Below are 14230 nucleotides of genomic sequence, written 5' to 3'. Positions count from 1 at the left end.
GGTGCCCTCGTTCAGTAGTGGCCAGCGTGGGCCTGACAGACCAGTTCCTCGTACAGCTTGGCGTAGGGTTCCACGGCCTGACACCAGTTGAACGGCTGGGTCATGGCCAGGCAGCGCATGGCATTGAGCAAGTCTTTCTTGCCGTGCACGTAGAACGCCCGGCTCAGGGCCTCGCGGTAGCTCTCGACAGTGGACTCGTCGAACAGGAAACCGGTGACACCGTCCTCGATGGTGTCGGCCAGTCCACCGGTGTTACGCGCCACCGGCAGCGAGCCGAAGCGCTGCGCGTACATCTGGCTCAGGCCGCAGGGCTCATAGCGCGACGGCATCAGGAGGAAGTCGCTGCCGGCGAACATGCGTCGTGCATCGGTTTCGTTGAAGCCGATGCGCACGCCGATGCGCCCCGGATAGCGCAGGGCCAGCTCGCGCATGGCCTGTTCTTCCTCAGGTTCGCCTCGGCCGATAATGGCGATCTGGCCACCCTGTTTGACGATGTAGTCGGCCACGCCCAGCGTCAGGTCCAGGCCTTTTTGGTAAACCAGGCGTGAGACCACGGCGAACAATGGCCCCTGCGATGCCTCGAGTTGGAACAGCGTGCGCACTTCTTGTGCGTTGCGCGCCTTGCCGTCCCAGTCGTTGAGGCTGAAATTGTGCTGCAGGTGCTTGTCGGTGGCCGAATCCCAGCTCTCGTCGATGCCATTGGGAATGCCGCCGAGCAGGCCCTGCTGCGCCTTGCTGGCCAGGAAGCCATCCAGCCCGCAGCCGAATTCGGGCGTGGTGATCTCCCGGGCATAGGTGGCGCTCACGGTGGTGATATGGCTGGAGTAGGCCAGGCCCGCCTTGAGGAACGACAGCTTGCCGTAGAACTCCATGCCTTCCTGCTGCAGGGCATGGTCAGGGATGGCCAGCTCCGGGCAGCAGGCACGGCTGAACACGCCCTGGTAGGCCAGGTTGTGGATGGTGAACAGGGTCGGGGTGTTCAGGCCGCGCCAGTGCATGTACGCCGGGGCCAGGCCTGCCGGCCAGTCGTGGGCATGCACCAGGTCGGGGCGCCAGTGGATCATGCCTTCGCCGGCGGCGATTTCAGCAGCGGCCAGGCCCAATCGGGCGAAGCGGATGTGGTTGTCCGGCCAGTCGCGGCCGTTGTTGGCGCCATAGGGCGTGCCGTCGCGCTCGTACAGTTCGGGGCAGAGCAGGACATAGATGACCAAGCCGTCGGCCAGATCCATGCGGCCGATCTTGCAGGGTGGCAGCGCCGCGTGCCCACCCAGTTCGCCGACGATATGGATGGGGTTGTCGCTGTCGACCACCTGGCGGTAGCCAGGAATCAACACACGGACATCGTGTAGATGGGACAGGGCCCGGGGCAGGGCCGAGGACACGTCGCCCAAACCCCCGGTCTTGACCAGGTCGGCGATTTCCGATGTGACGAACAGGATTTTGCGTTTGTGCGGGTTGTGACGGCGCTGGGCGCCGGGTGCCTTGGCTGTCGTGGCGAATCCTGGCGGCAGCGGTTCGCGGTTGTCCGGGGTGAATGTATCTACGTGAGGTTCGACAGCGGCACTGATCATACTTCTCTCCGTCCCTTGTATCGGGTGGCTGGCACCCTTTGGCGTTATGTCGTGTTGGTTCTCTCTAGTTCAAATCTTCGTAGTGCGGTCCATGCCCCAGAGTGGTGCGCACAAGCACCGTGCAATCGGCGTTCCAGCCGAAGGCAGTTGAGCTGTTTGGGGTGTGGGTGGGCCGAAGCGGGGAGGTCCCCTGTGCATTGGCCTACTTAGTTCCTGACCTGCCGCTTTGTTGGAAAGTTTCTTTTTTTTTCCGTCCGGTTACCCAGACGGTTTGGCGGGCAGAATCCCGAGTGTAGGAGAGGTTGCGTTACATTTGTGACCCGCTGGTCATTTAAATGATGAGCGTGGGCGTGCGCAAACGTTGGCGGGTTGTCACAGGATGTAAATACGCAAGGTAGACAGGCCGCCAAGCGTGCGGCCGGGGGATACGACAGGCGCGCAATGCGCCCCGGCGATCAGTCGACCGGCAAAGGACGTCGAGCGAAACCGCAGAAACAGGTCAGGATGCGAAGGGAGAATCTTGCACAGTGGGAGCCAGTGAGCTCCCACCAGGAGGAGGGCATTTAGAGGCGGATGGCTTTGTCGTCTTCGCAGCGGGCCTGCTCAAGCAATTGGTTCAACTGGGCAACCTGCTGGCGCAATTGGTCGCGTTCATCCTTCAGGCGGCGCAGCTCGTCACGGCGCACGGTGACATAGAGGGTCTGGGTGGGAGTGGAAGGCATCAGGGTACCCATTGGAACACCTCGCGGTTCTGGCTGGTGACAATTTCAAGCGTAGACGCTTGGCGCGGCGCGCATTCTGAATTCTTTTCCTGGCCTTGGGAACTTTTTTGTTTATCGTTGTCGCCCCGTTCGTCGGTGAACCCTCGAACGGAGCACTGGACTAATCTGAAAACCTGAACCGCGTTGTCATCCATTTCATAAGGGGAGCATCGACACATGCAACTGGGAATTGTCGGGCTGGGCCGCATGGGCGGCAACATCGCGAGGCGTCTGATGCTCGCAGGGCATCGGACTGTGGTCCACGACCGCAACCGCGACGCGGTGATGACGCTGGAGAGCGAGGGCGCCCAAGGGGCACACGACCTGGGAGCGCTGGTGCAGAAGCTCAAGGCACCTCGCGCGGTGTGGGTAATGCTGCCTGCCGGTGAGCCTACCGAGCAGACCATCGCCCAGCTGGCTGAGCTACTGGAGCCGGGCGACGCGATCATCGATGGTGGCAACACCTTCTATAAGGACGACATGCGCCGGGCCACTGAGCTGGCCAAGCTGGGCCTGCATTATCTGGACGTCGGCACCTCCGGCGGCGTGTGGGGCCTGGAGCGCGGCTACTGCATGATGATCGGGGGTGAGAAGGACGTGTTCGAACGCCTCGAGCCGCTGTTCAAGGCCCTGGCCCCTGGCGTGGGCGACATCCCCCGCACCCGGGGTCGCGAGGGTGAACATGGCCGCGCCGAGCATGGCTATATCCATGCCGGGCCAGCCGGTGCCGGGCACTACGTGAAGATGGTGCACAACGGTATCGAGTACGGCTTGATGCAGGCCTACGCCGAAGGCTTCGACCTGCTGCGCAGCAAAGGCGGCAACGAACTGCCCGAAGAGCAGCGCTTTGACCTGGACGTGGCCGAGATCGCCGAAGTGTGGCGTCGCGGCAGCGTGGTGACCTCCTGGCTGCTGGACCTGACCGCCGACGCCCTGGTGGCTGACCCGCAGTTGGCCCAGTTCAGTGGCTCGGTGTCCGACAGCGGCGAAGGCCGATGGACCATCGACGCCGCCGTCGAGCAGGCCGTGCCGGTGCCGGTGCTGTCCAGCGCGCTGTTTGCCCGTTTCCGTTCGCGCCAGCAGCAGGGCACCTATGGGGACAAGATCCTCTCGGCCATGCGCCTGGGCTTCGGCGGCCACGTCGAGAAAGGCAAATGACGCCACAACGCATCCCTGCCGCGCCGCCCTGCACGTTGTTCCTGTTCGGCGCCAACGGCGATCTGGTCAAGCGCCTGCTGATGCCGGCGCTGTACAACCTCAGCCGCGATGACCTGCTGGATCGCAACCTGCGCATCGTTGGTGTCGACCACAATCCAGCCACGGCCGATGCGTTCGCAGAGCGCCTGCATGCCTTCATGGTCGAGCGCGACAAAGGCGGGGAGGGCTCCAACAAGTGCCTGGACGACAAAGTGTGGGCGCGCCTGGCCAAACGTCTGGACTACCAGACCGGCGATTTCCTGAACCCGGCCACCTATGAGGCCATCGGCAAGCGCATCGACAAGACCGCCCATGGCAATGCCATCTTTTACCTCGCCACCTCGCCGCGCTTCTTCCCGGAAGTGGCGCAGCGTCTGGGAGATGCCGGGCTGCTCGATGAGTCCGGCGGCGGTTTTCGCCGGGTGGTGGTGGAAAAACCCTTCGGCACCGACCTGGCCAGCGCCGAGGCGCTCAACGCCTGCCTGTTGGGGGTAATGAGCGAGCGGCAGATCTACCGGATCGACCATTACCTGGGCAAGGAAACGGTGCAGAACATCCTGGTCAGCCGGTTCTCCAACGGGCTGTTCGAGTCGTTCTGGAACAACCATTACATCGACCACGTGCAAATCACTGCGGCCGAGACCGTCGGTGTCGAAACCCGTGGCGCCTTCTACGACAACACCGGCGCCCTGCGCGACATGGTCCCCAATCACCTGTTCCAGTTGCTGGCCATGGTCGCCATGGAACCGCCGGCGGCCTTCGCTGCCGATGCGGTGCGCAGCGAGAAAGCCAAGGTGATCGGGGCCATCCGCCCCTGGTCGCAGAAGATGGCCCTCAAGCACTCCGTGCGTGGCCAGTACGTGGCCGGCAAGCAGGGTCGCAAGCGCCTGGCCGGGTATCGTCAGGAGCCGAACGTCGACCCTCAGAGCCGCACCGAGACCTATGTTGCCCTCAAGGTGATGATCGACAACTGGCGCTGGGCCGGGGTGCCGTTCTACCTGCGCACCGGCAAGCGCATGAGCGTGCGCGACACCGAGATCGCCATCTGCTTCAAGCCGGCGCCGTATGCGCAGTTCCGCGAGTCGGAACTGGAACGGCCCAAGCCCAACTACCTGAAGATCCAGATCCAGCCCAACGAAGGCATGTGGTTCGACCTGCAGGCCAAGCGTCCCGGGCCTGAGCTGGTGATGGAAAACGTCGAGCTTGGTTTTGCCTACAAGGACTTCTTCAAGATGACCCCGGCGACCGGTTACGAGACCTTGATCTACGACTGTCTCACCGGCGACCAGACCCTGTTCCAGCGCGCCGACAACATCGAGAACGGTTGGCGTGCGGTGCAGCCGTTCCTGGATGCCTGGGCCAGCGGTGGGGAGGTCCATGAATACCCCGCCGGTGAAGATGGCCCCGCGGCGGGCGACGAGCTGCTCACGCGTGACAAGCGGGAGTGGCACACCTTGGGATAAAGGGCTGCGATGGGGCGCAAAGCGCCCCCAAACCGACCGTCTTGCAGAGGAGCGCCCATGCCAGCCCCGATCGAAGACTACGCGCTACTGGGCAACTGCCGCAGCGCCGCCCTGGTCAGCCGCGATGGCTCCCTGGACTGGCTGTGCGTCCCGCGTTTCGACGCCCCGGCGGTGTTCGCCGCGCTGCTGGGCAATGAAGAAAACGGCCGCTGGCGCCTGGCCCCCAGCGACCTTGTCGAAGCCGTCAGCCGCCGCTACCTCGATGACACCCTGGTGCTCGAAACCACCTACACCACTGCCAGCGGCCGCGCCCGGGTCATCGACTGCATGCCTCTGGGCGAACACAACGCTGTGGTCCGCATCGTCGAAGGCTTGGCCGGCGAAAGCGCCTTCGAGATGGACCTGGTAATGCGTTTTGACTATGGGCGCAGCGTCCCATGGGTAGAGAAGCTTGACCCGCACACCCTCAGCGCGGTCGCCGGCCCCGACCGGATGATCCTGCGCAGCACGGAGCCTGTGCACTCGCGCGACTATCACAGCGTCAGCCGCTTTCGCGTTCTGGCCGGTGAGCGCCAGGTGTTCAGCCTGCGCCACCAGCTCTCGCACTTGCCGCCACAACCGGAGTTTGACGTTGACCAGGCCTTGGAAACAACCATCGCCCAGTGGCAGGCCTTCGCCGCCCGCTGTCCGGATGTCGGCCCTTGGACGCCCTTGGTCCGCCGTTCCTTGCTCACCCTCAAGGCCCTGACCTACGCCCCCACCGGTGGCATCGTCGCCGCCGTGACCACCTCCCTGCCCGAGCGTTTGGGTGGTGAACGCAACTGGGATTACCGCTACTGCTGGCTGCGCGATGCCACCATGACCCTGCTGGCGCTGATGAACCTTGGCTACTTCGACGAAGCACAGGCCTGGCGTGAATGGCTGCTGCGTTCGGTTGCCGGCAATCCCGAGCAGATGCAGATCATGTACGGCCTGGCCGGTGAGCGCGACCTGCAAGAGTTCACCCTGCCGTGGCTGAGCGGCTACGAGCACTCGCGCCCCGTGCGTATCGGCAATGCCGCTTCGGCGCAATTGCAGCTGGACATCTATGGCGAGCTCGCCGACGCCATGACCCAGGCCATCCGCGGCGGCCTGCCCCGGCACCCGCGCAGTTCGGCCATTGCCCGCGCGATCCTGCCGTACCTGGAGCGCATCTGGCGTGAGCCGGACGAAGGCATCTGGGAAGTGCGCGGCGGGCGGCAGCACTTCGTGCATTCCAAGGTCATGGCCTGGGTCGCCTTCGACCGCGCCGCAAGCCTGGCCGACACCACCGAGGAAGACCGCGAACGAGGCCGGCACTACCGCCAAGTGGCCGATCAGATCCACCGCGACATCTGCGAACACGGGCTCGACCCTACGCGCCAGTACTTCGTCCAGGCCTATGGCTCCCGGGAAGTGGACGCAAGCCTGTTGCAGATCGCCCTGACGGGCTTCCTGCCTGCAGACGATCCACGCTTTCTGCGCACCCTGGCGCAGATCGAGCAGCGTCTGCTGCGCAACGGCTTGCTGCTTCGCTACGACAGCGACCGCTGTAGCGACGGCCTGACGCCGGGGGAAGGGACGTTCCTGGTGTGTTCGTTCTGGCTGGCGGACGTGTACGTGTTGCTCGGGCGGCAGCAAGAAGCCCAGGCCTTGTATGAGCGACTGGTCGGGCTATGCAACGACGTGGGCCTGCTGGCCGAGCAGTACGACCCGGTGGGCAAGCGGATGCTGGGGAACTTCCCGCAGGCGTTCAGCCATATCGGGATCATCAATACGGCGTTGAATCTGCACCGGGCGCAGTGTCCGGTGCGGGATCGGGCGGAGTTTTCCGACGCCAGTGTCACCCCTGTGGAAACGGGTTCAGCCGCGATTGGGGCGCGTAGCGGCCCCAAATAGTCGGTGGTGCCCCACGGGGTTACCAGTCGTGCGTATAACTGGCGGTCAACACCATGCCGGGTGCTGGCAGATGGCTGGTGTTGTTGTTATTGCGCAACAGCTGGCTGTAGAGCGGGTAGTAGTCGCGATTGAACAGGTTCTGGATGCCCACGCTCACCTTGTCGTCAGGGGAGACCTGGTACTGGCTGATCAGATCCACGGTCGTGTAGGTGTCTACCTGGTGCCGGCCGAAGCTGTCCATGCCATCGAGGCGATAGTCCTTGGAGTCGAAGAAGGTGGCTTGCAGTCGGTTGCTCCAGTCGAAATTTGGCTTGTACTGCAGGTAAGCGGTCAGTTTCAGCGGAGGGACGCGGTAGCCGGTCATGTCTTGCCAGTCTTTGCCATCTGGCTTTTCTCGTCCTTGCATCCAGGTCGCGCTGCCGCCGGCGCCCCAGCTCTCATCGTCCGACAGCCAGTCGGCACTGGCTTCGGCGCCATAGATGCGTTCTTTGGTTCGGGTCAGGATCAGGCCGTTGTTGAAGCTTTGCACATCGCCCAGCTTGGACGTGGTGTAGAACAGTGCCAGGGTGCCTAGCGTGTTGCTGCCCAGCTCTCCACGCCAGCCGAGCTCGTAGTTGTTGGTTTTCACAGGTTCCAGGTTCGAGGCGCTCAGATCGAAACCGCGACGCGCGTTTCGCAGTTGGATACCCACATCCGGCAGCTGGAAGCCCTGGCTGAAGGAGGCATAGATCTCCTGGCCGAGCACTGGCGAATAGACGATGCCAAGGTTCGACAGCACCGCATCGTAGTGGATCCGCCCCCCTTCGACTGCCACGGGCGAGGCGGCCCGGGATTCGGACAGTGGAACGAAGTCATCGAACTGGGCGGTGGAGTATTCGTATCGCAGCCCGCCGTCGATCGACCAGTGCTCGTCGAAACGATGCTGAAGCTGGGCGAACGCGCCTGCGCTTCGGGTCTTGAGCGGCGGCATGTAGGTGAGCTTGCCGATCTTGTCGAAGACAAGGCCACCACTGGCGTCATAAGCCGCGGGGTCGAATACATCCAGTGGCATGTCGCTGCGCTCCTGGTTGTAGTCGCCGCCCCAGACCAATTCGGTATTGCCACTTTGCCCGAGCGGGGTGCGTAAGGTCAGGCGGCTGCCGAACACTTCGCTGTTCTGCATCACCTGGTCCACGTTGCCGCCACGGGTGGCGACGGCGCGGGCGTCGAACGGCGTGAAGCGCGTGAAATAGTCCCGGTAGTACAGCTGGGCGGAAAGCCGGCTCGAGAGGATATCGAGATGCTCGTATTCCAGATTCACCAGGGTGTTGCGAATGCGGTTCTGCTCGTCCAGATCCAGTCCCTTGATCGCGTTGGCTGGCACCGAGCCTGCTGGCAGTTTGGCGACGCGTGGGTCGGTGGCGTAGTCGGTGTCCTGGCGTGCGTCGTAGTGGCTTACACCCAGCTGCACCCGTTGGTTTTCGTCGATGTGCAGGCCAAGCTTGCCGCCGATGTTGTAGATGTTGGCGTCGAACAGGTCCCCCTGGCTGGGTTCCGGCGCAATGCGATCGCCGTGGGCATCGTACGACGCACCGATGTGGCGGGTGCCGAAGTCGAAGGCATAGTCCACCGCGCCTTGGGAGCCTGCGACATACTGCTGGAACTGCCCGCCCAGGCCATCGCTGCCCAGCCGGGTGAGGGGCGAGGTGGCACTCAGGCTGGTCTGCGCGCGGTTCTCGCCACCGGCAGGGCGGGTAGTGATGGAGATGATGCCGCCTGTGGCGCCGCTGCCATAAATGGCGCTGCTGCCGCGGATGACTTCGACCTGTTCGATCAGTGCCGGGTCGATGTTGGCCAGGTTGCGCGAAGAGTCGCGGTTGGTGTTGAGCGGTACGCCGTCGACCATGATCAACATGCTGCGCCCGCGCAAGGTCTGGCCGTATTCGGTGACGGTGCGGCTGGAGTCGGACATGCCCGGAATCGCCTTGGCCAGCACCGTGGCCAGGCTCTCGGAGCCTTGGCGTAGCGCCTGCAACTGGTCGTGGTCGATCAGTGTCGATTGCCGGGTTGCCGAGACCAGGTCGCTGCGGGTACGCGAAGAGGTGATTTCCATCTGCGCCATTTCAACAGGTTCGCTGCGGGTGATCGGCGAGGGGGTGGCCTGGATTTGCTCGGAGGGGACGATGATGAAGGTATGGGCATCCTTGGCCTGTACCTGCAGCCCTGAGTGCTCGAGCAGTTTTTGCAGTGCTTGCTCTGGCGTGAATCGCCCCTTCAGCGCAGGCGCCTGTTGGCCTGCACCCAGGTCGCCTGCAAAGATGATCTGTACCGAGGATTGCTGTGCCAGGGTGTTGATGGCCTGGCCAAGCGGGGCGGCCGGCAGGTCGATGTTCACCAGTTCCTGGCCTTGAGCCGATATCGCGATGAACAGGCTGCTGGCGAGTAACGACAAGCGTAGAGAGCGACCGCGCAAGGAAGAATGCACTTCTCGAGTTCCTTTGTAGTTGGCTTTTTCAACTAGCCGTCTGGGGAATCGAAAAACCCTACCTTCGCTTGAGTATTTATTTTCCGGGCGCCCGGCGTTCGACCTGGACGCTGCCGTCTTCCTGGCGCGACAGGGAAACAGGCAGGATGCTTGGGAGCAGATCCAGCAGCAGATCGACGTTGTGCGCCTGGAACACGCCAGTCACCTTGAGCGCCGCCAGGCTTGGGTCACCCAGCTCGATGGGCGCCGTTCGATAGTGGCGAAGCACGGCAACGGCCTCGTCCAGCGGTGTTTGCTCGAACACGATGCGATCATGTTTCCAGGCCATCGCCTTGGTCGCGTCAACCTTCGCTACCGTCGTGAGCTGTCCACCGATCGCATCGACCTGTTGCCCTGGCGCCAGGATGACCGGCGTTTGCACGGTTGCCGGTGTATCGACTTCCACACGGCCCCGCGCCAACGTCACCCGAACATTGTCGTCATCCAGTCGACGGACATTGAACAGTGTGCCAAGCACCTGGACCCTGGCCGAACCTGCCGACACTACGAAGGGGCGGTAAACGGCCGAAGACACCTCAAACAGGACCTGGCCGGCGCGAAGATCCACATCGCGACTGAACACACGCCAGCGGACATCGATAGCGCTGGCGCTGTCGAGCAGCAGTTCGCTGCCATCGGCCAGCGCAACAGCGCGCCGCTCGCCGACCGCAGTGGTGAATCGCTCTTGCTTGTAGGCAGGGTTCAACCAGCCCAGGGCACCGATGGCCAGCGCGACCAACAGCATGAGCGCGGCGGCCTTGGCTGGTTTGCGCGCTGTCGGCTTGGCTGGCGGAACGGGAAACAGCCGCTTGAGGTCTTCACGATGCCGTCCCAGGGCCTCATCCAATCGCCCCTTGTCGGTGTCATGGGTCATGGATGCACCTCGTCACGTCCGAGCGTTGCCCTGCATGCGGCAAGCCCCAGGCGAAGATGCTTTTCCACTGTTTTGATGGAAATACCAAGGTGCTTTGCCACTTCCGCTTGAGGGATTTCGTGGATTTTATGCAGGACGAACACCGCCTGACAGCGCGCAGGCAGTGCGGCGATCGCATCGACGAGCAATTGAAACTCACGCTCGGCCTCGTATCGGTTCACGGGGGTGGCAGCGGTACAGGGGATCTCGGGCAGTTCGCTGGCAGCCTCCACCCAGGCGGCTCGACGGCGCTCGCCACGGTAGCGGCTGATGGCGGTGTCGTGGGAAATTTTGCGCAGCAGGGCGAGGGGGCTGCGGACTTCTTCCTTTTCGCCTCGCTCGAGCAACTGCACGCACACGTCATGCACCACGTCGCGCGCTGAGCTTTTGTCACCGAAGCGTCGGCGAATGTGCTCCACGAGCTCGTCGTAGTGCCGGACCAGTGTGGTCAGCAGCGTCGGTTTGGCGGGATCGAACGACACGATGCACCCAGGAAGAAAAGCTTGCTTTCGAAGCGAGTGGGCGAGTGTAAATGAGAAATAATTGCGAATAAATACCATCTTTCACAATGGTAATCGTCGAACGAAGGCGGGGGTCGAGCTTGGTTGGAGCTTTGGCGCCACAAGGGACGCGTTGCGTCGTCCCCTGTGGGAGTGCCCAAGCGATCAATCGTGATGCTTGTGCTTCTTGTGCTTGTGTTTCTTGCCGGAGTTGTGGCTGTGATGGTGATCGTCATCGGCCATGCTGTTGCCGATGGCACTGCCCGCCGCGCCGCCCAGGCCGGCACCGATGGCGCCGCCGGTGGAGCCGCCAACCTTGTTGCCCAGCACCTGGCCACCTGCGGCGCCCAGGCCACCGCCGATGGCGGCTTCGGTTTTCTTGCCGTGCTTGGCCGAAACCGCACCGCCTGCCGCGCCGCCGACGCCGGCGCCGATCGCGGCACCCGTACTACCACCAATGGCCTGACCGACCACACTCCCCAGAGCTCCGCCGACACCACCGCCGACCGCGGTGTTGGTGGTTTCGCCGGCGATGGCATACGAGCTGGCCATCAAGGTGAACAGTGCGATTACAGGAAATGACTTGCGCATGTTTTACAGATCTCAGGATGAATCACGAGCGCGAAGTCTGCGGCCCGGCGTGGGCACGGTCAACGAAAAACCGATGGGCTCTGGACTCAGGTCAAGCATTCGACGAGCGCTATGGCCGCTGGTCGGGGCGTTTCATGTCAAGCGCCCGTCGCGCGTCATGTGATAACGCCGCAGGTCTTGCGCCAAGATCAGGTTGCCGCGGTAGTGTGCCAGGGCTTCCTGATGCACGTCTGCGATGGACGGGCTGCGCTGGGGGTTGGGCTGATAGCGGGCACTGAAATGGGTGAGCACCAGGTTCTTCACCCCCGCCTGTTCGGCGAACTGCGCCACCGCGGCGGCCGTGCTGTGGCCGAAGGTGGCTTGGGTGCGCTCGATCAGCGGTTGGGTGAAGGTCGCCTCGTGCACCAGCACATCCACGTCCTTTGCCACCTCGGCGAGCAGGCCTGGGGTGTCGTTGTCGCCACAGACGATGATGCGCCGGGCAGGGCGGGACGCGCGCAGGTATTCCTGGGGGTTGAGCCTGCGGCCGTCGTGTACGACCGGATTGCCATGGGCCAGCTCGCCCCACAAAGGACCCCGCGGGATCCCCTCGGCGTCCAGGCGCTGGATGTCCAGGCGTGGTTCGGGGTTGATTTCGGTGAACACAAAGCCGTGGCTGGGGACGCGGTGAGACAGCGCCACGGTACTCACCTGGATATTGTCGTTGTGCCAGGTACCGAGTGCTTCCACCGCCAATAGACGCAGCTCGAAGGTCAGGTAGGTCTGGCTGACGGCAAGGCTCAGGCGTATCCAGTCGTGCAGCGCAGCCGGTGTGATCAGATCCAGGGGCTCGGTGCGCCCGGACATGCCTGCGCTGGCCAGCAGGCCTGGGAGGCCGAAGCAGTGGTCGCCGTGGACGTGGGTGATGAACACGCCTCGCAGGTCGCGGATCGACAGCGAGGTATGGAGCAATTGGTGCTGGGTGGCTTCTCCGCAGTCGACCAGGTACCAATGGCTTCCAGTCGCTTCGATGACGGCGGTGCCGGTCACGTTGCGCGCCTTGGTGGGCACACCGGCTGAAGTGCCCAGAAACTGCAGGTCCATGGGTGGGCTCCTTAGGGGGATAGCGGCATTTTCACGGGTGACCCTGTCGTGAGGCAAGCCGGTGGCCCGAGGATCGAAAAGATGCGTCCCACGCGCCGATCAGTAGGGTATTTCTGTAAGATTCAGTCTTCATTTTGCTTAGAGCTTTGGCTATGGACGTTCATTCGATTCTCGCCTTCACCGTGGTCGCCGCGATTGCCATTGCCAGCCCCGGGCCCGCCACCTTGATGGCCATCAATAACAGCCTGGCGCACGGACAGCGCAGCGCGGTGTGGTCCTCGATCGGCAATGCCAGTGGCCTGTTCTGCCTGTCCTCGGCCGCAATGCTTGGCCTGGGGGCGCTGCTGGCCAGTTCCGAATGGCTGTTCAACGCGGTGAAGATTCTCGGCGCGGGCTATCTGTTCTATCTGGGCGCCAGGCAGTTGCTCAAGAAAGGTCCGATGCTGGCGCAAGGCGTCGAAGCGAGTGCGCAGAAGGCCCGCCCCACACGCTGGAAACTCTACAAGTCGGCCTTCCTCACGGCGGTGACCAACCCCAAGGCGACGATGTTCTTCACGGCTTTGTTCCCACAGTTCATCGACCAACAAGCGGCACTGCTGCCACAGTTCCTGATCCTCACTTCGATCTTCATGGCTTTGTCGCTGGTGTCGTTGAGCCTGTATGCCGCGCTCGCGTCGCGGGCCAAGGGAGTGCTGACCCGTCCTGCGTTGTCGCGGTGGGTCAGTCGGGTGGTGGGGTCGACGTTCATCGGTTTTGGCGCTGCCATCCTGACCATGCGCCGGCAGGCCGCGTGAGGCACCGAGCGGTACGGGGCATTCCTGAGTGCGCTCAGGGACGCCAACTGAAGGCAACCTTGTGCCATTTGCACTGCCCCCTTCTTGGGTAAGCGCGCTCCCACAAGGTCTGCGAGGACTCTTAGGATTCGCGCGGATTCCGTGGGAGCGGGTTTACCTGCGAAGCAGGCGACGCGGTGGGGCAGCTCAATCCGCCCTCGTACGCGCCGCGCAGGGTGGACTCAGGTCTCTGTGGCCTGCGCCTGGGCGTGGGTGCGTTTGACGGCGGATTTCTTTTCCTGGACGACGATGTAGAACTCCTCGCCATGCTTGACCGCGCCATACAGTACGGCTTTCTCGATGAGCTCGTTGCCGCGTAGGTGACGCAGCATCATCGGATCGCGGCGCAGGTCGCGGTAAAGCGCCAGGCACAGCAGCACCATCACGATCACGAACGGCAACGCCACGACGATCGTGAGGTTTTGCAGCCCGGTCAGGGCCTCGCCTGGGTTGGCCGGGTCACCGATCGCCAGCATGATCGCTGCCACCGTGCCGGTCAGCGCGCCCCAGAAGATCACCGTGGCCCGGGACGGCTCCGTGGTGCCGTGCTCGGACAGGGTGCCCATCACCAGGGAGGCGGCATCGGCGCCGGAGACGAAGAAGATGCCCACAAGGATCATGATCAATACCGAAGTCACCGACGCCCACGGGTAGCTTTCCAGCAGTTCGTAGAGCGCGTGGTTGCTGTTCACGGCGCCATTGACCAGGGTGAAGGTGCCTTCTTGCAGGGCATCGATACCGGCACCGCCGAAGATCGTGAACCAGATCAAGCTCACCAGGCTAGGCACCAGCAGCACACCGGTGACGAACTGGCGAATGGTGCGCCCGCGGCTGATGCGCGCGATGAACATGCCGACGAAGGGTGTCCAGGAGATCCACCAGGCCCAGTAGAACACGG

Annotated in this window: 12 protein-coding genes; 4 read left to right on the top strand and 8 right to left on the bottom strand. The window is 63.4% G+C overall.

Annotated features, from left to right (window positions below):
- Window positions 1-11: 11 nt before the first annotated feature.
- Window positions 12-1571, bottom strand: a complete 1560-nt coding sequence (glgA, locus tag HMPREF3173_RS09435) for a glycogen synthase GlgA (protein WP_070572598.1) — start codon at window positions 1569-1571, stop codon at window positions 12-14.
- A gap of 563 nt (window positions 1572-2134) precedes the next feature.
- A complete protein-coding gene (locus HMPREF3173_RS24550) occupies window positions 2135-2305 on the bottom strand; it encodes a DUF6026 family protein (protein ID WP_168166374.1) in 171 nt (56 codons plus the stop codon).
- A gap of 204 nt (window positions 2306-2509) precedes the next feature.
- Here HMPREF3173_RS24550 and gnd point away from each other — a divergent pair, with 204 nt between their 5' ends.
- From gnd to HMPREF3173_RS09420, 3 genes are read left to right on the top strand one after another with little or no spacing between them, the layout of a single operon-like run.
- Entirely contained in the window at window positions 2510-3490 is a 981-nt protein-coding gene (gnd, locus tag HMPREF3173_RS09430; protein ID WP_070572595.1) for a phosphogluconate dehydrogenase (NAD(+)-dependent, decarboxylating), read from the top strand.
- Window positions 3487-4992: a glucose-6-phosphate dehydrogenase gene (gene zwf, locus HMPREF3173_RS09425; protein WP_070572593.1), complete on the top strand. Its 1506-nt coding sequence runs from the start codon at window positions 3487-3489 to the stop codon at window positions 4990-4992. The genes gnd and zwf overlap by 4 nt, the downstream gene beginning before the upstream one ends.
- Window positions 4993-5049: 57 nt before the next feature.
- Complete coding sequence (locus HMPREF3173_RS09420; protein ID WP_083299976.1) at window positions 5050-6909, top strand: glycoside hydrolase family 15 protein; 1860 nt, start codon at window positions 5050-5052, stop codon at window positions 6907-6909.
- 19 nt (window positions 6910-6928) lie between these two features.
- On the opposite strand, the gene HMPREF3173_RS09415 is transcribed toward HMPREF3173_RS09420, so the two are convergent.
- From HMPREF3173_RS09415 to HMPREF3173_RS09395, 5 genes are all read right to left on the bottom strand, one after another.
- The gene (locus tag HMPREF3173_RS09415) at window positions 6929-9373 is read right to left on the bottom strand and encodes a TonB-dependent receptor (RefSeq protein WP_070572591.1); all 2445 of its coding nucleotides are present in this window, start codon (window positions 9371-9373) and stop codon (window positions 6929-6931) included.
- 76 nt (window positions 9374-9449) lie between these two features.
- The gene (locus HMPREF3173_RS09410; RefSeq protein ID WP_070572588.1) at window positions 9450-10286 is read right to left on the bottom strand and encodes a FecR family protein; all 837 of its coding nucleotides are present in this window, start codon (window positions 10284-10286) and stop codon (window positions 9450-9452) included.
- Window positions 10283-10807 (bottom strand): RNA polymerase sigma factor, encoded by a 525-nt coding sequence (locus tag HMPREF3173_RS09405; protein WP_043212039.1) that lies wholly within the window; start codon window positions 10805-10807, stop codon window positions 10283-10285. The genes HMPREF3173_RS09410 and HMPREF3173_RS09405 overlap by 4 nt, the downstream gene beginning before the upstream one ends.
- Window positions 10808-10990: 183 nt before the next feature.
- A complete protein-coding gene (locus HMPREF3173_RS09400) occupies window positions 10991-11416 on the bottom strand; it encodes a glycine zipper domain-containing protein (RefSeq protein WP_070572586.1) in 426 nt (141 codons plus the stop codon).
- A 132-nt stretch (window positions 11417-11548) separates the two neighbouring features.
- The gene (locus HMPREF3173_RS09395; protein ID WP_070572583.1) at window positions 11549-12499 is read right to left on the bottom strand and encodes a ribonuclease Z; all 951 of its coding nucleotides are present in this window, start codon (window positions 12497-12499) and stop codon (window positions 11549-11551) included.
- A 152-nt stretch (window positions 12500-12651) separates the two neighbouring features.
- On the opposite strand from HMPREF3173_RS09395, the gene HMPREF3173_RS09390 reads away from it, so the two are divergent.
- The gene (locus HMPREF3173_RS09390) at window positions 12652-13293 is read left to right on the top strand and encodes a LysE family translocator (protein ID WP_043212034.1); all 642 of its coding nucleotides are present in this window, start codon (window positions 12652-12654) and stop codon (window positions 13291-13293) included.
- A gap of 221 nt (window positions 13294-13514) precedes the next feature.
- Here HMPREF3173_RS09390 and HMPREF3173_RS24915 read toward each other — a convergent pair.
- Window positions 13515-14230 (bottom strand): BCCT family transporter (locus HMPREF3173_RS24915; protein WP_256544247.1); only part of this gene is annotated, 716 nt, incomplete at its 5' end.

The organism is Pseudomonas sp. HMSC08G10, assembly GCF_001808425.1.
GTDB classification, from domain to species: domain Bacteria; phylum Pseudomonadota; class Gammaproteobacteria; order Pseudomonadales; family Pseudomonadaceae; genus Aquipseudomonas; species Aquipseudomonas guariconensis.
Note: the sequence above shows the minus strand (reverse complement) of the source record. Positions and strands in the feature narration are given on the sequence as shown.

Bases quoted from the DNA above. Each gene is read 5' to 3' on its own strand.
- glgA (WP_070572598.1), bottom strand. From the start codon at position 1,571: ATGATCAGTGCCGCTGTCGAACCTCACGTAGATACATTCACCCCGGAC.
- HMPREF3173_RS24550 (WP_168166374.1), bottom strand. From the start codon at position 2,305: ATGGGTACCCTGATGCCTTCCACTCCCACCCAGACCCTCTATGTCACC.
- gnd (WP_070572595.1), top strand. From the start codon at position 2,510: ATGCAACTGGGAATTGTCGGGCTGGGCCGCATGGGCGGCAACATCGCG.
- zwf (WP_070572593.1), top strand. From the start codon at position 3,487: ATGACGCCACAACGCATCCCTGCCGCGCCGCCCTGCACGTTGTTCCTG.
- HMPREF3173_RS09420 (WP_083299976.1), top strand. From the start codon at position 5,050: ATGCCAGCCCCGATCGAAGACTACGCGCTACTGGGCAACTGCCGCAGC.
- HMPREF3173_RS09410 (WP_070572588.1), bottom strand. From the start codon at position 10,286: ATGACCCATGACACCGACAAGGGGCGATTGGATGAGGCCCTGGGACGG.
- HMPREF3173_RS09400 (WP_070572586.1), bottom strand. From the start codon at position 11,416: ATGCGCAAGTCATTTCCTGTAATCGCACTGTTCACCTTGATGGCCAGC.
- HMPREF3173_RS09395 (WP_070572583.1), bottom strand. From the start codon at position 12,499: ATGGACCTGCAGTTTCTGGGCACTTCAGCCGGTGTGCCCACCAAGGCG.
- HMPREF3173_RS09390 (WP_043212034.1), top strand. From the start codon at position 12,652: ATGGACGTTCATTCGATTCTCGCCTTCACCGTGGTCGCCGCGATTGCC.